The organism is Paraglaciecola aquimarina (assembly GCF_032464635.1).
Lineage (GTDB): Bacteria > Pseudomonadota > Gammaproteobacteria > Enterobacterales > Alteromonadaceae > Paraglaciecola > Paraglaciecola aquimarina.
In genome coordinates, this window is sequence record NZ_JAWDIO010000002.1 from 2918640 (window position 1) to 2941168 (window position 22529).

At 40.4% G+C, this 22529-nt stretch carries 15 protein-coding genes and 7 pseudogenes; 8 read left to right on the forward strand and 14 right to left on the reverse strand.

Annotation, left to right across the window (positions count from 1 at the left end; translation table 11 throughout):
- Position 1: 1 nt before the first annotated feature.
- From RS130_RS14505 to arsC, 5 genes and pseudogenes are all read right to left on the reverse strand, one after another.
- Positions 2-157 (reverse strand): hypothetical protein, encoded by a 156-nt coding sequence (locus RS130_RS14505; protein WP_316026523.1) that lies wholly within the window; start codon positions 155-157, stop codon positions 2-4.
- 276 nt (positions 158-433) lie between these two features.
- Entirely contained in the window at positions 434-1312 is an 879-nt protein-coding gene (locus RS130_RS14510) for a glucosamine kinase nucleotide-binding domain-containing protein (protein WP_316026524.1), read from the reverse strand.
- A 131-nt stretch (positions 1313-1443) separates the two neighbouring features.
- On the reverse strand, positions 1444-1875 hold the full coding sequence (locus RS130_RS14515; RefSeq protein ID WP_316026525.1) for a DUF2069 domain-containing protein: 432 nt from the start codon (positions 1873-1875) through the stop codon (positions 1444-1446).
- A gap of 1 nt (position 1876) precedes the next feature.
- Positions 1877-2471 (reverse strand): annotated as a pseudogene (gene wrbA, locus RS130_RS14520) (NAD(P)H:quinone oxidoreductase).
- A complete protein-coding gene (gene arsC / locus RS130_RS14525) occupies positions 2468-2821 on the reverse strand; it encodes an arsenate reductase (glutaredoxin) (RefSeq protein ID WP_316026526.1) in 354 nt (117 codons plus the stop codon). The pseudogene wrbA and the gene arsC overlap by 4 nt, the downstream one beginning before the upstream one ends.
- 81 nt (positions 2822-2902) lie before the next feature.
- Between arsC and RS130_RS14530 the strand changes: the two genes are divergently transcribed.
- On the forward strand, positions 2903-3259 hold the full coding sequence (locus tag RS130_RS14530; RefSeq protein ID WP_316026527.1) for a TlpA family protein disulfide reductase: 357 nt from the start codon (positions 2903-2905) through the stop codon (positions 3257-3259).
- Between the two features lie 97 nt (positions 3260-3356).
- Here RS130_RS14530 and bepA read toward each other — a convergent pair.
- Positions 3357-4812, reverse strand: a pseudogene (bepA, locus tag RS130_RS23860) (beta-barrel assembly-enhancing protease).
- 106 nt (positions 4813-4918) lie between these two features.
- Entirely contained in the window at positions 4919-5449 is a 531-nt protein-coding gene (locus tag RS130_RS14545) for a hypothetical protein (RefSeq protein ID WP_316026530.1), read from the reverse strand.
- 283 nt (positions 5450-5732) lie between these two features.
- Between RS130_RS14545 and RS130_RS14550 the strand changes: the two are divergent.
- Positions 5733-6811 (forward strand): annotated as a pseudogene (locus RS130_RS14550) (AI-2E family transporter).
- 29 nt (positions 6812-6840) lie between these two features.
- On the opposite strand, the pseudogene bcp reads toward RS130_RS14550, so the two are convergent.
- A pseudogene (bcp, locus tag RS130_RS14555) lies at positions 6841-7308 on the reverse strand (thioredoxin-dependent thiol peroxidase).
- Positions 7309-7334: 26 nt separating this feature from the next.
- Positions 7335-7871: a glycine cleavage system transcriptional repressor gene (locus RS130_RS14560; protein WP_316026531.1), complete on the reverse strand. Its 537-nt coding sequence runs from the start codon at positions 7869-7871 to the stop codon at positions 7335-7337.
- 155 nt (positions 7872-8026) lie between these two features.
- On the opposite strand from RS130_RS14560, the pseudogene dapA reads away from it, so the two are divergent.
- The 3 genes and pseudogenes from dapA (at position 8027) to RS130_RS14575 (ending at position 11217) form a co-directional block, all read left to right on the forward strand.
- Positions 8027-8907, forward strand: a pseudogene (gene dapA, locus RS130_RS14565) (4-hydroxy-tetrahydrodipicolinate synthase).
- 9 nt (positions 8908-8916) lie between these two features.
- Positions 8917-10023: an NlpB/DapX family lipoprotein gene (bamC, locus tag RS130_RS14570; RefSeq protein WP_316026532.1), complete on the forward strand. Its 1107-nt coding sequence runs from the start codon at positions 8917-8919 to the stop codon at positions 10021-10023.
- A gap of 89 nt (positions 10024-10112) precedes the next feature.
- Positions 10113-11217 (forward strand): annotated as a pseudogene (locus tag RS130_RS14575) (phosphoribosylaminoimidazolesuccinocarboxamide synthase).
- Positions 11218-11313: 96 nt separating this feature from the next.
- On the opposite strand, the gene yfaE reads toward RS130_RS14575, so the two are convergent.
- The 5 genes from yfaE to ubiG all read right to left on the reverse strand — a co-directional run bounded on the left by yfaE (position 11314) and on the right by ubiG (position 16934).
- Entirely contained in the window at positions 11314-11583 is a 270-nt protein-coding gene (yfaE, locus tag RS130_RS14580; protein ID WP_428982788.1) for a class I ribonucleotide reductase maintenance protein YfaE, read from the reverse strand.
- A gap of 6 nt (positions 11584-11589) precedes the next feature.
- Complete coding sequence (gene nrdB / locus RS130_RS14585) at positions 11590-12720, reverse strand: class Ia ribonucleoside-diphosphate reductase subunit beta (protein WP_316026533.1); 1131 nt, start codon at positions 12718-12720, stop codon at positions 11590-11592.
- 80 nt (positions 12721-12800) lie between these two features.
- Positions 12801-15116 (reverse strand): class 1a ribonucleoside-diphosphate reductase subunit alpha, encoded by a 2316-nt coding sequence (gene nrdA / locus RS130_RS14590; RefSeq protein WP_316026534.1) that lies wholly within the window; start codon positions 15114-15116, stop codon positions 12801-12803.
- Positions 15117-15579: 463 nt separating this feature from the next.
- On the reverse strand, positions 15580-16218 hold the full coding sequence (locus tag RS130_RS14595; protein ID WP_316026535.1) for an HAD family hydrolase: 639 nt from the start codon (positions 16216-16218) through the stop codon (positions 15580-15582).
- Positions 16218-16934: a bifunctional 2-polyprenyl-6-hydroxyphenol methylase/3-demethylubiquinol 3-O-methyltransferase UbiG gene (ubiG, locus tag RS130_RS14600; RefSeq protein ID WP_316026536.1), complete on the reverse strand. Its 717-nt coding sequence runs from the start codon at positions 16932-16934 to the stop codon at positions 16218-16220. The genes RS130_RS14595 and ubiG overlap by 1 nt, the downstream gene beginning before the upstream one ends.
- Before the next feature lie 320 nt (positions 16935-17254).
- On the opposite strand from ubiG, the gene gyrA reads away from it, so the two are divergent.
- From gyrA to aroA, 3 genes and pseudogenes are all read left to right on the forward strand, one after another.
- Positions 17255-19960 carry a DNA topoisomerase (ATP-hydrolyzing) subunit A gene (gene gyrA / locus RS130_RS14605; protein ID WP_316026537.1) on the forward strand — a complete coding sequence of 902 codons (2706 nt, stop codon included), beginning with the start codon at positions 17255-17257 and terminating at the stop codon, positions 19958-19960.
- A gap of 125 nt (positions 19961-20085) precedes the next feature.
- Positions 20086-21186, forward strand: a complete 1101-nt coding sequence (serC, locus tag RS130_RS14610; RefSeq protein WP_316026538.1) for a 3-phosphoserine/phosphohydroxythreonine transaminase — start codon at positions 20086-20088, stop codon at positions 21184-21186.
- Positions 21186-22467: pseudogene (gene aroA, locus RS130_RS14615) on the forward strand (3-phosphoshikimate 1-carboxyvinyltransferase). Before serC ends, aroA begins: the two are co-directional and overlap by 1 nt.
- The last annotated feature ends 62 nt before the right edge of the window (positions 22468-22529 follow it).

A 22529-nucleotide genomic window follows, 5' to 3' on the forward strand; every position in this document is an offset into this window, starting at 1 on the left:
ATCAATAAAGCCTTAGTGCAACTAAGCCATGTAATTGAAGGTATGAATTGTCTGACGTTGCGGTTTGTACTGTAATAATCTTGCCATTTTCGATAGTGATGACTTGATTGGTTTTTAGTTCGCGTCCATCAAATATTTGTTTTGCAAAATAGCGCATCAAGATTTCCTTTAGCGGGCTTTTGTATTTTCAGGCCTACCGAAGCTGTAGGCTAACGTTCAATTTGTCGAACATTTACAGGCATACTTCATAAGTAACGTAGCTATTGCGCAAAGCCCCAGACCTATTGTGCAAGAGCTTCACAAATTACATTATGCATAATACCTTGCTGAACTTGCTACTACTAGTGTTCTAAAGCAACCTTAATGAAGAGAGACGTTGCAAGTTGGGTTGCCAGAAACCGCTCATTTTGTTGCCGGCAAATAATGCCTAGTACTACTTCGATGTCAACTTAGAGAACAGAATCGCTCCTTGTTCCGGGCTTGCTAAAGCGGGTTGAATAGATGTTTGTATATCAGGCGCTAAATAGGGTATCAAGGCATCGGTGATACCACCAATAAAGGACAAGCGTGGTGTATTAAAAGAAAGTAACTTAGTGCTGAGTCTGTTTATGTAATCCGCTGCTTGGGCAATGATGGCGATAGCTTCCGGTTGCTGGTCTTTGGCCTGCATAAACAGAGTAGGGGCTAATGTAGCAAAGAATGCTGGTTTTGCATTTAAGGTTAAATTGGCAAGTTGCAATGCAGACTGACAATGAAGTTCAGCTAACACTGCGTCACTTAATGGGTTAAGCGGGTGTAATCCATCTAAGGTTTCTAAACAAAAGCTAACGGCTTGCTTGCCTAACCATGCTCCACTGCCTTTATCGCCGGCCACAAATCCATGGCCGCCTAATTCCACGTGCTGATCGCCATTTATCACGACGCCCGAAGAGCCAGTACCAATAATCACAATAGCCCCTTTATCGCTTTGGTGGGCCCCTAAGCAAGCGATATGCAAATCGGTGGTGACATGATAGTCAGCAAAGGGCAGCGTTAGGGCTTGGAACGCTTGTTTTACTTCAGGAATATTAAGGCCCGCTAAACCAATGCCAGCGTTGAGTTGGTTGATGGATAGATCGGCAATATTGGCTTGTTTAATTGCTTGTTCACTGGCCTGAATTATGGATTGAACTGTGCCTGTTAGGTCAAGGGCTGCATTCGCTTGACCAGCAATAGCCTCAGCCAATAGTTGACCGTTAGCATTCTCCAATCGGGCTTTACACTTAGTCCCGCCACCGTCAATACCTATATAAAATTTAGCTTGCTTGCCCACTAAGGGTTCCTTTAAATTTATGCGTCATATGAGCTGTAAATGACCCGTTTCGGTCCGTTGCCTTTGCCGAGTTTGAACAAAATTTGAATTGTTGGCAAACTAGGCTTTCTAGCAATGCAGTTTAACGGGTGTTACTTACGGGGAGGGGGATTACCCTCAAAGGCTTGTTTTTCTTCCTGCAATTCTTCTTTTAATTTTCGAATACCTAAGCCTAGTTCTTTGCCTCTTAAGCGTGCATAAAAACTACAACCAGTAAATAAAGTACAACACAATATTATTTCGATTAACGCATAAAACCATTCGGCCTTAACTGCATAGATAGAGGTTAAACCGTGAAGTAAATAATACATCACCACAAAATTGGTCCATGCATAAGTGTAAGGCTTACCGGCTATCAGGCCTTTGGCTGGCAATAAAATTGGCAGTACCCACAGTAATAGGGTAAATAAGTGGCTGGTCGCTTTGTCTGGCGTTAAAAAGAAATGCCAAACAACGATCCAAATTGTCAGTAGAACATAGCTGACGAGGGCAAGTTTTCGATAGAATTGGGTGGATAAATTCATTTTATTTTCCAAGCTTTGCGGTTAATTGTGCTAAGCGTTTGCCTTGTTCGATACATAAAATTTCTTCATCTTCACTGAGTTTACTTGGGGTTTTACCTTGGGCCAAATGGGTCACGCCATACGGTGAGCCACCTGTAACAGTGGTATGAAGTTGAGGTGCGGAGTAGGGTAATCCACACAGTAACATGCCATGGTGCAAAAGCGGTAACATCATAGATAACAAGGTACTTTCTTGACCTCCATGCATACTGGCCGTCGAAGTGAAAGACACAGGCAGGCTTATTTTCAAGTGAGCCTGCTAGCCATTGTGCGCTAGTCTGATCGATGAAATATTTAAGTGGCGCTGCCATGTTGCCAAAGCGGGTTGGACTGCCTAATGCTAGGGCGTCGCAGTCTAGCAAATCTTGTTCACACACATAAGGATCACCTTGAGCAGGAACAGCTTGCTGAGTGTCGCCAATATTTGTACTGATTTCTGGTACTGTTCGCAGGCAGGCTTCTAGACCTGCTTGTTCAATACCTATGGCTATTTTATTTGCCATAGTTTGGGTAGCCCCATGTCTACTGTAATACAGCACCAAAATTTTTAGACTCATAAAATGTCCAATACCGATTCTGGAGGACGGCCAATTGCCGCTTTATCTTGGTTGATGACTATCGGTCTTTCAATTAACTTAGGCGCCTCAACCATAGCTTGTATAATTTGCTGTTCTGTTAGCTGCGGATTGTTTAAGCCTTTTTCTTTAAAAGCATCTTCACCCTTGCGCAGTAATTGTCGCGCTGAATCAAACCCTAGTTGTGTGACGATTTGTGCGATTTGCGCGCCGCTAAGTGGGGTTTTTAAATATTCTACTATTTCAGGTGCAAAACCTTTATCTTGTAGTAGTTGTAATGTTTGACGACTTTTTGAGCATCGAGGGTTGTGGATTATTGTTAAATTGGGCATAAATTTCTTTTTCCAAAAGGTTTATCCACGTATTCTACCTTCAAATTCATTTTGCGACAGTTAATTTAGGAAAAAGTTACCTTGAAAAAGTCCATGTTCATTTTGATAGCCGTGTTAGCGTTACTTTTTGGTATATGGGCTAATATCGCCACTAAATCTGACTTTACTACTTTGGATAGTCAAAAAAACAGCTGGTCTTCATTGCAAGGTAAATGGGTCGTTATTAACTATTTTGCAGAGTGGTGTGTACCATGTTTACGAGAAATTCCAGAACTAAACAAATTTCACCAGCAACATAACCCGAACATTTTATTGTATGGTGTGAGTTTCGATAAGGTTACCCGAGCACAATTAAAGTGCGTTAAAAAGCACCCATCAGATTCAATTTCCATTAATAGAAAACTTGCAGCTATTACCTTGGGGAAATCCACCCACTAGTTTACCAACTACCTTTATTATCGGTCCTGATGGTAAGGTTAAAAAACAATTGAAAGGCGAGCAAAGTGCAGAAAAGCTACTAGCAGTCATTTACTCTTTACAAGGTTTGTAACTTTTCTTGAGCAGTGCGAAACTGATCGATTCTTGCCCTGATCCTTTGTTTTTCTATTTGTCTATCATTGGCAAAATTATAAGCCGTTTGCAGCTCGTCAATCGCTCTAGGATATGCGGCGACTAACGCATATATTTCTGCTTTGGCTCGGTGCATTTCCAGTTTTTGTCCTGTCGCTAAATACCCATCAGACAATAATTCATAGGCTAAAAAGTGGTCAGGATTAATCAGCAGATAATCTTTAAGTAAGGCGGTGGCTCTTTCTGCTTGGTTGTCTTTTATCAGCACATTGGCCAAATTCAAAGTCAATACCTGATTATAAGGGGTGTGAACAATTTGCCTGCTGAGTTTGTCTATGGCTTGTTGGTGATTGTTCATCTCAATCGACAAATCAGTATACGTATCTAAATAGAATAGATTTCTAGGCTCTTGTTTTACGAGTTCATCAATTATCTCAAAAGCTAGCTCATATTGTTGATTGCCAAAATAAGAGAGGGCGAGTCCATATTGGGCAGCCTGTCTAAATACGTAGTTTTTGCTTGCTAGCAAACCAGAAAAGTAGGCGATATTACGTTCTGGATCTGCATAATAACGGGCTAACACCCGAGATTTGGCCAAATGAAAAATTGATACTTGGTGGGATATTTCTGGGTCTGAACATGGCGGCTCTGGTTCTTGCGTCAGAAACCCGAGACTCAGGTAACGGGTGTGTGAGCAAAAAGGCCATTGGTGCCGATTTTGAACGATTTTTTTCCGCCAATATATTGAAGAATGAACTGGCACCATTTGGATCAAACCCCGCTTCGGCAAGAATACTAATGCCTACTCGGTCGGCTTCTTTTTCATTTTGTCGAGTGTAATTGATAGATGACTGAGTGGATGCGGCATTACCCACAGAAATTGCCGCCATGCCTACTTCAGGGTTCACCGCGGCCAGTAGTATTCCTCCCAGTAAAGACGCTAACTGCAAGGGTGATGATTTTTGTTGGGCTGCAATGCTTCTGGCAATGTGTCTTTGTGTCACATGGCTCACTTCGTGGGCTAAAACAGAGGCTAATTCTGATTCTGTCCGCGCATTAAATATCAGACCGGTATGTATGCCTATATGCCCTCCAAAAAAAGCAAATGCATTTATGTCGGGGCTATTCAGGGTGAAGAATGTATAGGGGAATTTTACATTTTCGGCTTGAGCGACTAAGCGATTACCAATATCTTGAATATATTCGTCTAGCAGTGGATCTCTGACGATTGGCGCTTGTCCTCTAAGTTGACGCATTAACGCATCGCCTATTTGCATTTCTTTGTCTACGCTAATGGCGCTTGATGCTACCACGCCAATTTCCGGCAGGTCATTTTTCTTATTTGCTGCTGTAACTGTCTCACTAGCTATTATTTGTATTAAACAGATAATAGGTAATAATGCTTGAGAAAATCTAATCATAAATTGCAAGTGTTCTATTTTTGTTAATCCATATGTTCATATGAATAGAATGCTAAATAGATAAATAAGTTCATTTATTAACAGCAAAAGTGTTAGGAAATGTCGCTTAATTTACCCGAGATTCGTTTGTTTCAGGTTCAAGTTCAGTAAAAAATCCCTTAACAGAACTACCATTTTGGGTTTCTACTTTTAATTTGTGGGTAAACAAACCTATTAGTTGTTCAGTCATCATGTGGGCATATTTGATTAATTCCATATCTGCATCATCACCTTTTCTATGCATCATGTTAATTAAATCTTGTAGACCGTTAATTTTTAATACCGGACCGAATGTTGCTGGATTATATTCCCTAAAAGGTGAACTAGGCTCATTTGGGATGACAACTGCTTGGGCTTCGTCTCGAATGATAGGAAAACAATGGAGTTCGAAAGCATATTGATCCATGCGAGTTTTCAGTGCGACTTGTGGCTTGCCATCTACTAGTTTTGCTGGGTTCCAGTTTTCTGAATTAAGCAAATATTTAATATTATTGTCAAACCCATCAACAAAGGTACCCTCTAAATCAGCGAGCTTGTTATAAACCGTTTGAAAATTAAGTGACACATCGCCAAAATTGATTGATTTTTTTAACTGCAAAATAGCCTTAACATTGTTAAATCGACAATTCCAATCGCTTATCAAAATAAAACCTCTAATCCATTTTTACTTGAGTTTTGACACCTTTTTAAAAGGCCAAGTGTTTGCGATTAGGAGTAATCATCAAGATGTAAAAAAACCAGCCAAGAATCTAAATTACTTCTAATCAATAGCCAATTAACATGCTATTTTACAATCCTTATATTGTCACACACATTAGCCAAAATAGTAAGATTACATGCCTTTCAAAGCGGCAAAGTTACAAAACTAGCAAGGAGTATAAATGTTAAGCGTTTTTGAACGTTGGTATAAACGAAAATTCTCAGATCCTGATTCCATGATGTTGCTTCTTATGTTGCTTGTCTCATCATTGTTATTAGTGATGTGGGGTGGAATTTTAATGCCGGTTTTAGTCGCGGCTATTATTGCTTACTTGTTAGATTGGCCGGTCACCCAACTTGGAAAATTAGGATTATCAAGAAGTTATACCACGGTATTGGTATTGTTCAGTTTTATTACTATTTGCGTACTGGCCTTTGTTGGGGTTGTGCCAGCAGTGGTACAACAAAGCATCAACTTAATTAAAGAAATGCCACAGATTTGGGCAGAAGGCCAATCTTGGTTGGTTAAGTTACCAGAAACCTATCCAGACTTAGTTGAGGCTGAGCATATTCAAAATATGTTACAGGGTGTAAATGAAAAAGTGGTTACGCTGGGAGAGCAAATACTGTCGGCATCTGTTAGTTCTTTGGGGGACTTAGGAGCCTTACTTGTATATTGCATTTTGGTGCCATTGATGGTTTTTTTCATGCTCAAAGACAAAGACGTTTTAGTTAATAATGTGGCGTCTTTGCTGCCTAATGAACGTCGCTTGATTAAGCAAGTTGGTTCAGAAATGAATACGCAAATAGCTAATTACATTCGCGGAAAAGTGATCGAAATTATTATTGTTGGCACTGTGGCTAGCGTTACTTTCGCTTTCATGGATTTACGTTATGCGCTGTTATTGGGCGTGCTGGTTGGATTTTCAGTATTGATACCTTATATAGGCGCAGCGGTCGTGACTATACCAGTGGCTGCCGTTGGCTTGTTTCAATGGGGGTTAACCTCAGAGTTTTGGTATTTGATGTTTGCCTATGGCATTATTCAAGCACTCGATGGCAATGCATTGGTGCCGATTTTATTTTCTGAAGCTGTTAGTTTACACCCAATATATATTATTGTGGCTGTTCTGTTTTTCGGTGGGTTATGGGGATTTTGGGGGTATTCTTTGCTATCCCATTAGCCACTTTAGTCAAAGCGGTCGCCAATGCGTGGTCGACGCCGGTAAAAATAGCCACTGAAGAAGATAAGCCCAACTAATCTATACGACTAGGTGGGCCCGTGTGCGGTTAACTTTTTTGTAAATAGTCGAGCACAACTTGATGGTGCTCTTTTGTTTTAAATTTTTTAAAAACTTTTTCGACTTTCCCTGATTCATCAATTAGAAACGTGGTGCGGTGAATTCCGTCATATTCACGGCCCATGAACTTTTTAAGCCCCATACGCCAAAGGCATCGGCTAGCGCATGATCTTCATCCGAGAGGAGGGTGAAATTCAAACTTTCTTTTTCAATAAACTTAGGCAAGCGTTTAACCGCATCGGGGCTAACCCCAAGTACTACCACATGTAGATTATTGAGTTCGGTTTGAATATCTCGTAGCCCTTTGTGCTTGCACAGTGCAGCCTGGCGTCATGGCCTTAGGGTAAAAATAGACTAGCACTTTTTTACCTTTAAAGTCGCTAATGGATGTTGCCTGACCATTTTGATCGGGGCACGCAAGAGCAGGGGCGATAGCGCCTTCTTCGAGCATTTGCATATTGGTTTCCTTTGATTGAGTGTATGTCAGTGATTTTGTTTAAATTCACCTTTTAAATTAAGGGGCAGCAGCAGTTTTTGAAAGGCCTGTTCAATTTCCGAGACAATGAGTTGATGGGGGATCGATATCACCATCTTACATTTCATGTCGAGGTTTTCAGCGCTTTTGTTATTTTCATCGTCTATAAACTTGAATCTAAAAGCACTCACCGATATTTTATAGGTAGAGAAAAAATGCGTAATATGATCAATCAGTCCAGGTGAGCTTTTACCCCTTATGACGACATCGACCAAACTCTCCAAATTCTGCTTATTATGCTTTGTGGTGCGTTTCATGAGTGATAGCAAATTATGTTTTTGGCATGTCTGGGGTAATAAACATTCCGCTCGTGAAATGGCCGTTGGACTCCCTTCAATAATCATTGTCAAAGAAAAGTCTTGTCCATAAATTGCTTGTCTACTATCTAAAATATTACATCCGACCCCCGAAACGGTGTCGGCTAACGTGCTTAATACACCAATTTGATCAGCGCCTAAAATAGTAATGATTAATTGTTGATTCATTTTTGACCAATATTGTCCTAGTTAGAAGAATAACTATACCCGATTATCGTCGAGCACGAATAGTTTCTATTCTAATATGCTTATTGTGCTATTCAAAGCTTGTTTTTACTGGGTTGTATCATTAACATTAGGCGCGAAATTTTAATGGAGAATACATGTTTACTGGTAGCTTTGTGGCGCTGATTACGCCAATGTTTGATAACGGGCAAATTGATTACCCTTCTTTAAAGAAGTTGGTTGAGTTTCATATTCAAAATGGTTCTCACGGAATAGTCTCGGTTGGTACAACGGGTGAGTCTGCTACTTTGCCGTTTGACGAACATATTGAGGTGGTACGCCGCACTGTAGAATATGCACAAGGTAAAATACCTGTGATTGCCGGTACTGGCGCAAATTCTACCGCTGAGGCGATATTTCTAAGTGAACAAATTGCCACTACAGGTGTTGCTGGCTTTTAAGCGTAGTGCCTTATTACAATAAACCACAGCAAAAAGGCATAGTGGCGCACTTTACTGCGATTGCCGATGCGACAGATCTTCCGGTTATTTTGTACAATGTACCCAGTCGAACGGTTGCAGACATGCTGCCTGAAACCGTGGCTGAACTTGCTAAACATCCTAAGATTGTTGGTTTGAAAGATGCAACCGGTGATATTGCTCGATTAAAAGCAACGCAACCTTTAGTTGCCGATGACTTTGTCATGTTAAGTGGCGACGATGATAGTAGTTGTGAGTTTTTGTTGCATGGTGGCCATGGCGTGATATCGGTTACTGCTAATGTGGTACCAAAAGAAATGGCTGACATGTGTGAAGCGGCATTTGCGAAAAATGTTACCCTAGCAAAACAGATAAACCACAAAATTGCAGATTTCCACACAAGTTTGTTTATTGAACCTAATCCAGTATTGCCAAAGTGGGCATTATTTAAAATGGGTCTAACAAATTCGGCTTTTTTACGATTACCTTTGGTTGAATCTGAACTTGAGAGCCAAAATACAATCGAACAAGTCATGCGCAGTTCTGGCGTATTATCTTAAGGAGATAGCATGACGCATAAGATACATTTTATTAGCCTAGTGACGTTAGGTTTATTAACCGCTTGTAGCTCGCTTGAAGAAAGAGAAATGGCTAGCGGTAGTTTTGATTATTTGCAAGAAAATCCTGGTCAAAGAATAGATATCCCTGAAGATGTTGATACGCCAAACTTTAGTGATGCATACAAACTTCCTGAAATAGGCGAGCAAGCTCAGAAAGGTACTATGGGCGAAGCATTGAGTATTGCGTCACCAGCTTTAGTGTTGCCCATAGTTACGGGGTCTCATATTGAAGAAGGCTCTAAAGACGCGACGATTTGGTTTGATCAAGTGGATGATAGCCAAGCGTTAGATATTACCATTTGGAATTCGTTAATTGCCTTTCTTGAGAAAGAAGGCATAGGCGTAAAAGAATTTAATAAAGAGCGACAATTTTTAGAAACTGATTGGTTAATTATAGATGAAGCTAGCAATGCTAAATGGTATAGCTGGTCGAAATCAGCAAGAGTCACAGGGCAGCGCTTTAAGTTTGATTTAGAACTCAAACCCCATGGACGCACTGCTGCATTAAAAGCACAGTTGCTAGAATATAAACAACAAGATAGCCCCGATTCCCCTGAAATTACACAATCAACAGAAGAAAGACGTCACGCTGTAGATATTTTGAATGAAGTCGTTAAGCACTATGAGTTTGAAATCAAGCTGGCTGATGTTAAACGTATTCGAGAAATTCGCCAAGGTTTGGCCATGGCACTTGGATTTGATGAAGATGGGGAAGCTGCCTACGTCGTCGATGCTAAGTATGATATTGCATGGCCTAGATTTTTATTAGTACTGAGAAAACTAGGGTTCGATGTAAAAGATTACGATAAATCAACTGGGCTGTTGTTCACTAAATTTAATGGTGTGGATGATGGTTGGTGGAGTGGTATGTGGGGTGATGACAACACCGAGCTCAATTTAACCGAAGAAGAATATCGTTTTAAATTAGGCGATTTAGGTCCTAAAACGTCGGTCACCTTGTTAGACAGTGACAGTAAACCATTTCCTGTCAATAAATTAACCGATTTATATGACGCTTTTTCTAAAGTGATGTCTGCAGAAAATTTAGATATTTAAATTGTTATTGCCACCTAAGTTTACGCGCTAGGTGGTAAAATAACGCATCATTTCCGTTTATATATTCCCTTTCAAGGAGCTGGATAACCATGTCTATTTCGGACTCTATTTTAGCTATTAACAATGATTTACCTATTAGAACAGAACTGCCAGTTCATAGTGGGAAAGTACGTTCGGTATATTGGCTTACTGAGCAAGATAGCCGTCGTTTGATCCAGCAAAAAAATTATCCTGTACCCGACGATACGCCGCTGGCTATTATGGTGATAAGTGACCGTATATCAGCATTTGATTGTATTTGGCATGGTGAAGAAGGTATGCAAGGTGTACTCAGGTAAAGGGGCTGCGTTGAATGCAATTTCTAATCACTGGTTTAGTTTGTTTAAACAACAAGGTTTAGCGGACAGTCATATTTTAGATATACCTCATCCATTTGTTTGGATAGTGCAAAAAGCGAAACCCGTTATGATTGAAGCGATATGTCGCCAATATATTACTGGGTCAATGTGGCGTGCGTATGCGAAAGGTGAGCGAGATTTTTGTGGTATTCAGTTAGAAGAGGGGTTAACGCAAGATAGTAAGCTGAGTAAATTACTCATGACTCCCTCAACTAAAGGTATTTTACAGGGTATTCCAGGTGTACCTGAAGCCGACGATGTTAATATTACTCGACAAAATATTACCGATAATTATGCTGCTTTTAATTTTGAAAGTGAAAGTGATGTGGCGCTTTACGAGCGGTTATTAACCGAAGGTTTTGCCGTCATTAGCCAAGCACTAGATGATATAGGGCAGGTTTTTGTCGATACTAAGTTCGAGTTTGGGTACGTCAAAGATATTGCAGGACACAACAAACTGATCTATATGGATGAAGTGGGTACTCCGGATTCTTCGCGTATTTGGGATGCTGAGCAATATCAACAGGGTAAAGTGGTCGAAAATTCTAAAGAGGGCTTTCGTCAACTGCTTTTAAATCATTTTCCTGATCCGGATATTTTATTAAATAAAAACCGTATGTCAGAACGTCTAGCTTTGGCAGAAAATAATGCATTGCCCGTTGATGTGCTGATGCAAGTATCAAAAACTTATATTGATATTGCTGAAAAAATTACCGGCAGTCAGTTGGTATTGAGTGATAATCCTAAAGCTGAAATTATTAGAATCCTGACTGATGATTATCAGTTGGTAGACTAGCTAATGTTTGGCTAGGCACGCTCAGTGGTGCTGAGAGCATGGGCTAAAAAGCATAAAGGCAAGGTGTGTTGGTAAGCTCAGCGCTCGTTATTACGCTTAGCCTAATTCAATTTTGATATCTGTGGTGGGGAAGCAACAACAAGGCAAAATTTCGTTGTCGTCGATAAATGCCAATGGATCGGATTTGTACTCAACTTCACCTTCTAACAATGTTGTTCTGCACGCTCCACAGTAGCCTTCACGACAGTGGTAATGTACTTCAATTTTGTTAGCTTCGATGCTTTCTAATAAGGTTTTATCTGACTTATGGCAGACAGTATTATGATCTTTTATTTCAATCATAATACTGTTGTTAAACTTGCTCATCGGGACCTATAAATCAAAGTCACCAAAATCATCAGCGTTGACTTCTGCGTCGATCTGTCCAACTAAATAAGAACTGATTTCAGATTCTTGTGGCGCCACTTGTACATTGTCTGAATTGAGATAATTATTCATCCAAGGCAATGGGTTACTTTTGACATCAAAAGGCTGGCCTAAACCAATGGCAGACATTCTGTGATTGGCGATAAACTCAACATATTGGCATAGGATTTCTTTGTTTAGACCAATCATAGAGCCTTGCTGAAATAAGAATTCGGCCCATTCTTTTTCTTGCTCTACCGCGTTTAAGAATATATTGGCGGCTTCTTCTTTACACTCTTCAGCAATTTCAGCCATTTCTGGATCGTCTTTGCCTTTAGCCCATAAGTTGATAATGTGCTGAGTAGAGGTTAAATGTAGATTCTCATCACGAGCAATTAGCCTGATGATTTTTGAATTACCTTCCATTAATTCTCTTTCGGCGAACGCAAAGGTACAGGCAAAAGACACATAAAAACGAATGGCCTCTAAGGCATTTACTGAGTTCATGCATAAAAATAGTTTTTTCTTCAGTTCACGCATAGAAATGGTGTGTGTCTCGCCATTCACGGTGTGAGTGCCTTCGCCCAGTGTTTGCCAAAGTTGCGTGGCAAAAATTAAATCATCGTAATATTTTGATATGTCTGCTGCGCGCTTTTTGATTTCCTCGTTTTCGACTATATCTTCGAATATTTCACTAGGATCACCAAATAAGTTGCGCAGAATATGGGTGTAAGAACGTGAATGTATGGTTTCAAAGAAAGACCATGTTTCAACCCATGTTTCTAATTCTGGTATAGAAATAATAGGCAATAATGCGATATTGGGGCTACGACCTTGAATCGAATCAAGCAATGTTTGATATTTTAAGTTAGAAATAAAAATGTGTTTTTCGGAGTCACTCAACTTTTGAAAATCTACTCTGTCTTTACTGACATCCACCTCTTCAGGACGCCAAAAGAAAGATATTTGTTTCTCAATTAACTTTTCAAAAATTTGGTGTTTTTGTTGATCATAACGAGCCACGTTGACCGGGTGACCAAAAAACATAGGCTCTGTTAGAGGGTTATTGCTAATTTGATTAAAAGTGGTGTATTTCATTAAGTGTCGTTGCCATTAGGTATACGTTATTACGAGTTACAGCCACAAAGGTGGCTGTGTCGATTTGTTATTTTTAGCCGTTATATTTTACAAGCACCGCCTGCGCAGTCGTCATCTTCTTCAACAACAACTTCTTGGGGAGTGAACTTTTGACTGGGAAGCTCTTGTTGAGAAGAGTCTCCAGCACCATCACGAGTGTTGTGGTAATAAAGGGTTTTCACACCAAGTTTGTAGCTAGTTAATAAATCTTTAAGTAGCAGTTTCATTGGCACTTTACCACCTTCAAACTTGTTAGGATCATAACTGGTGTTGGCTGAAATAGTTTGGTCAACAAACTTTTGCATAATACCAGCTAACTGCAGATAGCCGTCGTTTGAAGGTAAGTCCCACAATAATTCGTATTGATCTTTCAATCTTTCGTATTCAGGCACAACTTGTTTTAGTACGCCATCTTTACTTGATTTAATGCTGATATGGCCGCGGGGTGGTTCAATACCATTGGTGGCATTAGATATTTGCGACGAGGTTTCTGAAGGCATAAGTGCTGATAACGTACTGTTACGTAAGCCATACTGTTTTATGTCTGCTCTTAGGGCGTTCCAATCGCAATGTAATGGTTCGTCACAGATTTTATCTAAATCTTTTTTATAGGTGTCGGTAGGCATTAAGCCTTGGAAATAGGTGGTTTCATCAAACTTAGGACAGGCACCTTTTTCTTTAGCCAAATTACATGATGCTTTCATTAAGTTGTATTGCATCGCTTCGAAGGTCCTATGTACTAAACCATTGGCGCTGCCGTCTGAGTATTTCACGCCATTTTTGGCTAAGTAATAGGCAAAATTAATAACGCCTATGCCCAAAGTACGTCGACCCATAGTGGCATTAAATGCAGCGGGAACAGGGTAATCTTGGTAATCGAGTAAGCTATCTAAAGCACGAACAGCTAAGTCAGATAGCTCTGCAAATTCATCTAAGCTTTCTATGGCACCTAAATTGAACGCAGATAAAGTACAAAGTGCAATTTCACCTTCTTCATCGTTTACATGTTTCAAAGGTTTGGTCGGTAAAGCAATTTCTAAACATAGGTTACTTTGACGTACTGGTGCGAGTTTAGGATTGAAGGGGCTGTGAGTATTGCAGTGATCGACATTTTGTAAGTAAATACGACCTGTACTCGCACGCTCTTGCATAAACAAGCTAAATAATTCGATGGCTTTTATTTGCTTTTTACGAATTGATTCATCTTTTTCGTATAATTCGTATAGGCGCTCAAACTCATCTTGGTCCGCAAAAAACGCATCATATAAACCAGGAGTATCTGAAGGGCTAAACAATGTAATGTGCTGATCTTTAATTAAACGTGAATACATTAATTTGTTAAATTGCACACCATAATCCAGATGACGAACTCGGTTCTCTTCAACTCCACGGTTATTTTTAAGTACTAATAGCGATTCAACTTCTAAATGCCATAAGGGATAGAATAAAGTCGCAGCGCCACCACGTACCCCACCTTGTGAACAGCTTTTTACCGCTGTTTGAAAGTGCTTATAAAACGGGATACAACCAGTATGAAACGCTTCGCCACCACGAATAGGGCTACCTAATGCGCGAATTCGTCCAGCATTTACGCCAATTCCTGCACGTTGACTGACATATTTAACAATGGCGCTCGTGGTTGCATTGATTGAATCTAAGCTGTCGCCTGATTCAATTAACACGCAAGAACTAAATTGACGAGTTGGGGTGCGAACACCTGCCATTATTGGAGTCGGTAAAGATATCTTGAATTTAGAAGTGGCATCGTAAAAACGCTTGATATAATCCATGCGCGTTTCTTTTTCATAGTTGGCAAATAAACAAGCCGCGACCAAAATGTATAAAAATTGAGCGCTTTCGTAGATCTCACCTGTCACGCGGTTTTGAACTAGGTATTTGCCTTCGAGTTGTTTAACGGCGGCATAGCTAAAGTTCATATCACGCCAATGATCTAAGTAATCACCCATTTCTTCGAACTCAGCTTGGCTGTAGTCTTCTAATAAATGTTTGTCATATTTGCCACTCGCTACTAGAGATGTAACGTGGTCATATAAAGCTGGGGGCTCGAATGTACCGTAAGCTTTCTTACGTAGGTGAAAGATGGCAAGTCTAGCGGCTAAATATTGATAATCGGGGCAGTCAGTTGAAATTAACTCGGCTGCTGAGCGAATTAAGGTTTCGTGAATATCAGCTGTTTTTATACCGTCATAAAATTGAATATGTGCCTTTATTTCTACTTGAGAAACAGATACGTTATTTAATCCTTTGGCTGCCCATTCGATCACTTTGTGGATTTTATCCAAGTCTATGACTTCGCGTTCGCCAGTACGTTTAGTGACGTATAAATTATTATTCATGTATTTGAGCCGTTAGTTTTATTTCTGGCTATTCAATAGCCTTGATTAAGCATGGTAATGTTGGGTGGTTAATTATCCACCAAACAAGTGTATTAAATTGTTAAATTAGACATTTACTAGATAATTAAAAACAAGTCTAATTATCCCTGTCGTTTTAGGAACCGAACACAAGATAGTGAGGTTTTGATAACTTTGCAACCCAATATGTGGTGGTAATTTGCGCAATCAAAGTAGGGGGGATTTCAGGTTAGTATTGACTAACTTAAAAGCGCTTTTTGAAGGTCGTTTTATGGGAATGCAAGCTATAAATATAGTTATTTTTAGCATTAAATTTTTTTAATGTATAGTTATTAGCTTTTAATCTATATGGATATATAGGGGGTGTCTTTCTTTTTATGCACTATATATCGTGGTTAGGCCATTGTAGCTTTTTTAGCCTACGACTTTATATATGGCAATAAATCTACCGCTTGATGAATGTATAAGTCGGCCTGCTGCAGGCATCAGTTTCGATTCGTTTATCAATGTATCCATAACCCGCTATTACACTTACCATATTGGCAGCGTTGGCTGCTTCAATATCTCGCTGTGCATCGCCAATGTACCATGTGTTTGGCTTGGCTAGGTTTAACCTTTCTTGCGCTTCTAACAGAGGTAAGGGATGTGGCTTTCTCTCGCTTAACGTATCACCACTAATAATGACTTGGCAGTTTTCTAGTAGGGGGAAATACTTGACTAATTGTAAGGTTAAAAACTCTGGCTTGTTGGTCACGATGCCCCAAGGTATGTTGCGTTCATTTAAGGCAATTAACAGACTTTCAACACCAGAGAAATAACACGTATCGAGACAAATATTTGCCTGATAATTATCTAAAAACTGTTGTCTCAGTTGCGCTACGTTTAACGTTTTCAGTGCATCGCCAAACCCTAATTCAAGCATACCTTTCGCTCCATCGGAGGCTATATTTCGATATATGCTGTAGTCAACACTAGGGTAGTCGTGTTCCAACAAGATAGTGTTGAGTGCATGACCAAGATCTTTTGCTGTGTCGAGTAGGGTTCCATCCAAGTCAAATAAAATAGCGTTTGGAACAGATGGCATTAGCTATCTCCGTTTTGACAATGAATGATGTAATTGACATCTACATTTTGCGTGGACAAATAGTAATCTTGCGTTATCGGGTTGAGATGTAAGCCGATCATTCTCTTTATTATTAATGGCGTGCTATCAATCCAAGCCATCAATTCGGATGGTTTAATAAACTTATCATGCTGATGAGTGCCTTTAGGGACAAGGCCAAGAATATATTCCGCACCGACTATCGCCATAAGATAAGACTTAATGTTCCTATTTAAGGTAGAGAAAAATACCTGTCCCACAGGTTTCACTAATTTAAAACAGGCATTGACCACTGACCTTGGATCTGGCACGTGTTCAAGCATTTCCATGCAAGTGACGACATCAAATTGTGCAGGGTGTTGCTCGGCAAATTCTTCAGCGGTAATTTGCTGATAACTAACATCCAGCTCGGACTCCAATCCATGTAATTTGGCTATTTCTAGCGGGGCTTCAGCCATATCGATACCGGTAACATGTGCACCATGCTTGGCCATGCTTTCGGCCAATATTCCGCCACCACAGCCGATGTCCAGTACTTTTTTGTCGTTTAGGCCATGGCTATGTTGATTTATATAATCTGTACGAAGAGGGTTGATTTGGTGTAACGGTTTGAACTCCCCATTTAAGTCCCACCATCTTGACGCTAAGTCAGAAAATTTTTGGATTTCGCCGATATCGACATTTTGCCTGTTGGTCATCTTTTAACATCATTTTTGTTAGCCAGTAAACTAGGCGTATTATAGCCAGCAAGTCTATTCACTAGCTAGTGCAAATAACAGCTAGCTTAATCAATAAAACAGCACATATGCTCAACTGCTGGTTTATTGACCACTATATAAGCTACATGCATGACTTTCGGCTATTTATTTCTTTTTGTAGGTGGTAGTATTGTGCGGTTGAAAAGAAAGATAATATTGTTGAAACTTACCTATGCTTTTTTAAGTCCTAGCTTAAAATAAACCAACTGAGTTTTGACTAAACCAACCACTAATAATAATGACTAGGGACAAGGCTGTATATGACTGATCACGCCCAAGAAATTCTTCCTATTAACATTGAAGAAGAACTAAAAAACTCTTATCTCGATTATGCGATGAGCGTTATTGTTGGCAGGGCGCTGCCTGATGTACGAGATGGCTTAAAACCGGTGCATCGCCGCGTTTTATTTGCCATGAACGAATTAAAAAACGATTTCAATAAACCCTATAAAAAATCTGCTCGCGTAGTAGGTGACGTAATAGGTAAGTATCACCCTCATGGTGATTCAGCTGTATACGACACTATTGTTCGTATGGCGCAGCCATTTTCTTTACGCTACATGCTAGTTGATGGGCAAGGTAACTTTGGGTCGGTTGATGGTGATTCAGCTGCTGCTATGCGTTATACCGAAATTCGCATGGCAAAAATTTCCCATGAGTTGTTGGCTGACTTAGATAAGGAAACCGTCAACTTTGTACCTAACTACGATGGTACTGAGCATATTCCAGAAGTATTACCCACCCGTGTACCTAATTTATTAGTTAACGGTTCATCGGGTATTGCGGTTGGTATGGCGACAAATATTCCACCTCACAATTTAACAGAAGTGGTGAATGGCTGTATCGCACTTATCGACAACCCTCAGTTGTCGATTGAAGAGCTGATTGAGTATATTCATGGACCTGACTTCCCAACTGCTGCATTTATAAGTGGTCGTAAAGGTATTGAGGAAGCTTATCGAACTGGTCGCGGTAAAATCTACATGCGTGCTCGTGCCGAAATAGAAACGGAAGATAGCGGTAAAGAAACCATTATCGTTCATGAGATCCCGTACCAAGTCAATAAGGCTCGGCTAATTGAAAAAATTGCTGAGCTGGTAAAAGAAAAGAAAATCGAAGGTATTTCTGCGCTACGAGATGAGTCTGACAAAGACGGTATGCGTATCGTCGTAGAAGTAAGACGTAATGAGTCGGCTGAAGTGGTATTGAACCATTTATATTCGCAAACGCAAATGCAAACTGTGTTTGGTATTAACATGGTGGCGCTAGATAAGACTCAACCTAAAATATTCAACTTGCTGGATATTCTTAAAGCATTTGTTTTGCACCGCCGAGAAGTGGTAACAAGACGAACAGTTTTCGAACTGAAGAAAGCGCGAGAGCGAGCCCATATTCTTGAAGGCTTGGCCATTGCACTGGTTAATATTGATCCAATTATTGCATTAATTAAAGCCTCTAAAAGTCCGGCTGACGCTAAAGTGTCGTTAACCGCTCAAGGTTGGTCTTTGGGTGATGTAGCCGACATGTTAGAGCGAGCAGGTGATGACGCTGCTCGTCCTGATTGGCTTGAGCCTCAATATGGTATACGTGATGGGTTGTACTACCTGACAGAGCAACAGGCTCAAGCAATTCTTGATTTACGTTTAAACAAACTAACCGGCTTAGAACACGATAAAATCTTGTCTGAGTACAGAGAGCTGCTCGATGTTATTGCTGAGTTATTGCACATCCTTGGTAGCCCTGAACGATTGATGGAAGTTATTCGAGAAGAGTTGGAAATAGTACGTGATGAATATGGCGATGCTCGTCGTACTGAAATTACTGCGGCCTCTCATGATATTGATATTGAAGATCTGATTGAACGAGAAGAAGTGGTAGTGACATTGTCTCGCGAAGGTTATGTTAAGTATCAAAAACTTAACGATTACGAGTCGCAACGTCGTGGTGGACGAGGTAAGTCTGCTACCAAGATGAAAGACGAAGATTTTATCGAGAAACTTTTAGTGGCTAATACCCATGATCACATTTTATGTTTCTCAACACGTGGTCGCTTGTATTGGTTGAAGGTTTATCAGCTGCCGCTAGCCAGTAGAAACGCTCGTGGTCGTCCAATCGTAAATATTTTACCGTTGGAAGAAAATGAACGTATTACTGCTATTTTACCTATTCAAGAATTTGAAGAAGGTAAATACGTATTAATGGCTACAGCCAATGGTACGGTTAAAAAGACCGCATTAACGCAGTATTCTCGTCCTAGAGCTAACGGTATTATTGCGGTTAATTTAAATGATGGCGACGAGCTAATTGGCGTGGACATTACTCACGGTGAAGATGACATTATGTTGTTCTCCGATGCGGGTAAAGTAGTACGTTTCAATGAGAAGCAACGCGATGCTGAAACAGGTAATGTAAAACTCGATCCTGAAACGGGTGAAGAGTTATTAGCGCTACGTCCTATGGGACGAACGGCTACTGGTGTCCGTGGTATTCGTTTACAAGAAGGGCAAAAAGTAGTGTCACTTATTGTTCCTCAAGGTGATGGCGCTATCTTAACCGCCACAGAGAATGGTTTTGGTAAACGTACACCTGTTGCCGATTACCCAGCTAAGAGTCGTGCCACACAAGGTGTGGTCTCTATTAAAGTATCTGAGCGTAACGGAAAAGTAGTTGGCGCAGTTCAAGTTAATGACAGTGACGAAATCATGCTTATTAGCGACCAAGGTACCTTGGTAAGAACTCGTGTTGAAGAAGTGTCAACTGTTGGCCGTAATACACAAGGTGTGCGTTTAATTCGAACGATTGAAGGCGAACATGTTGTTGGTTTACAGCGTATTGATGAAATCGAAGAGCTAGAAGTGGTTGAAAGTGAAGCTGAAGCTGAAGGTGAAGCTGTTGTTGGCGAAGTAAGTGCCGATGGGGCAGCAGTTAATGCCGCAGATGACGTAGATTCAAACGAAGACGAATAAGAGAGTCGTATTTTTTCTATTAAAAAATATGGCAACTAGATAAATTCTAGTTCTTAATGTGAGTTACGTTAGTAAACGAGTGGCCATTGCCACTCGTTTTTTTGTGAGAAGTGTTTAGCGAGAAAATGGTGAAAAAAGAACAATCGAAAGTATACAATTTTTGCGCGGGTCCAGCTATGTTGCCTGCCTCTGTCATGCAAAAAGCCCAAGCCGAGTTTCTTGACTGGCAGGGCACAGGGCGCTCAGTCATGGAGCTTAGCCACCGTAGTAAAGAATACATCGCGTTAGCCGAACAAGCAGAACAAGATTTTCGAGATTTGTTATCTATTCCGAGCAACTATAAAGTGTTGTTTGCTCAAGGTGGCGGACGAGGCCAGTTTTCAGCAGTACCAATGAATTTACAAGGTAGAGGCAAATGTGCAGATTTCTTGTTGACAGGTTCTTGGTCAAACGGAGCGGAACAAGAAGCGCAAAAGTTTTTAGCGACGAATGTTGTATCTGATGTGGTGAGTAAAGAAGGATTGACCGCAGTACCCGACATCGATCCTAGTATGATGAGCGCAAACAGTGCTTATTTTCATTATTGTACAAATGAAACGGTAGATGGAATTGAGATTGACGATATCCCTGATAGTGGAGACGTTCCTTTAGTTGCTGATATGTCATCAAATATTTTATCAAAACCGATAGATGTGTCTAAATTTGGGATCATCTATGCAGGCGCGCAGAAAAATATTGGTCCATCAGGTTTAGCTGTGGTCATTGTCAGAGATGATTTATTGGATTCTGCCATGCCAGAAGTGCCTACTTTTTTACATTATAAAACCATGGACAAGTTTGACTCTATGTACAACACTCCGCCTACCTATTCTTGGTATTTGGCTGGTTTAGTCTTTAAGTGGTTAAAAGAGCAGGGTGGCTTGACTGCAATCGCTAAGAAAAATGCTGAAAAAGCGGCACTATTATACCGTTGTATCGACCAAACGCCTTTTTATATCAATAAAGTCCATCCTGACTTTCGTTCAAAAATGAACGTGACGTTTCATTTACCCTCAGATGAACTAGAGGCCAAGTTTTTAGTGGAAGCTGAAAGTCGTGGTTTAATGGCGTTGAAAGGCCATAGGATTGTTGGTGGGATGCGAGCCAGTATTTATAATGCAATGCCAATCGAAGGCGTTATCACACTCACAGATTTCATGCGAGATTTCGCTAGGAGAAATGGCTAATGAAACAATTGTTACTTTCACCCATTAAAAAAGTTGAAGGTACAGTCAATGTACCCGGTTCAAAAAGTTTATCTAACCGAGCGCTTTTGTTAGCCGCATTGGCATCAGGCGAAACTCATCTAACCAATTTACTCGATAGTGAAGATATTCAGCATATGCTTAATGCCCTAACTAAGTTGGGCATTCAATATAAATTATCTGAATGCAAAACCCAGTGTTGGGTGACGGGTAATGCTGGAGTCTTTAAGGTGGCAACGCCTATTAGCTTATTTTTAGGTAATGCGGGTACGGCTATGCGCCCACTTTAGTGCTGCTTTGGCTTGCAGCCAAGGGGAGTTTCAGTTGACTGGCGAGCCTAGGATGGAAGAAAGGCCGATTGGCGCGTTAGTGGATTCTTTGCGTCAAGCGGGAGCTGACATTGAATATCTAAAAAATACAGACTATCCGCCGCTAACTATTAAAGGGCAAGCCTTGAAAGGCGGAAATATTTCGGTGGATGGCAGTGTATCTAGTCAGTTTTTAACTGCTTTGTTAATGTCTGCACCATTATTTAAAGAGAATTCGACTATTAGCATTAGCGGTGAATTGGTGTCTAAGCCATATATTGATATTACGTTAGACACGATGGCTAAATTTGGTATTGAAATTGAAAATCAAAATTATCAAACATTTGTGGTCAAAGGTAATCAACAGTATCAAGCTCCAGGGCATTTTATGGTTGAAGGGGATGCATCATCAGCGTCATATTTCTTGGCCGCTGGCGCCATTAAAGGTGGTACGGTACGGGTAACTGGTATTGGTAAAAATAGTATTCAAGGTGATATTCGTTTTGCAGAAGTACTAGAGAAGATGGGAGCGAAAGTTGATTGGCAAGACACCTATATTGAAGTACAAGGTGCGCCATTAAACGCGGTTGATTTAGATATGAATCATATTCCAGATGCGGCGATGACCATTGCTACCACCGCTTTATTTGCTAAAGGTACAACGACCATTCGCAATATCTATAACTGGCGAGTTAAAGAAACCGATCGTTTAGCAGCGATGAGTACTGAACTAAGAAAAGTGGGGGCAACGGTGGTTGAAGGGGAAGACTATATTAGTGTGACCCCAACCGAGAACATAGTTCACGCTGAAATAGATACCTACAACGATCACCGAGTGGCAATGTGTTTCTCATTAGTGGCACTAAGCGATACACCAGTGACAATTAATGATCCTGGTTGCACAGCAAAAACCTTCCCTGACTACTTCCAGCGGTTTGCTACTATCTGTTTTTAATTGTTATTAGCGGAGTAAAAAACTCCGCTAATTTTTTGTTACAAGAGACCAACAGATTGCTA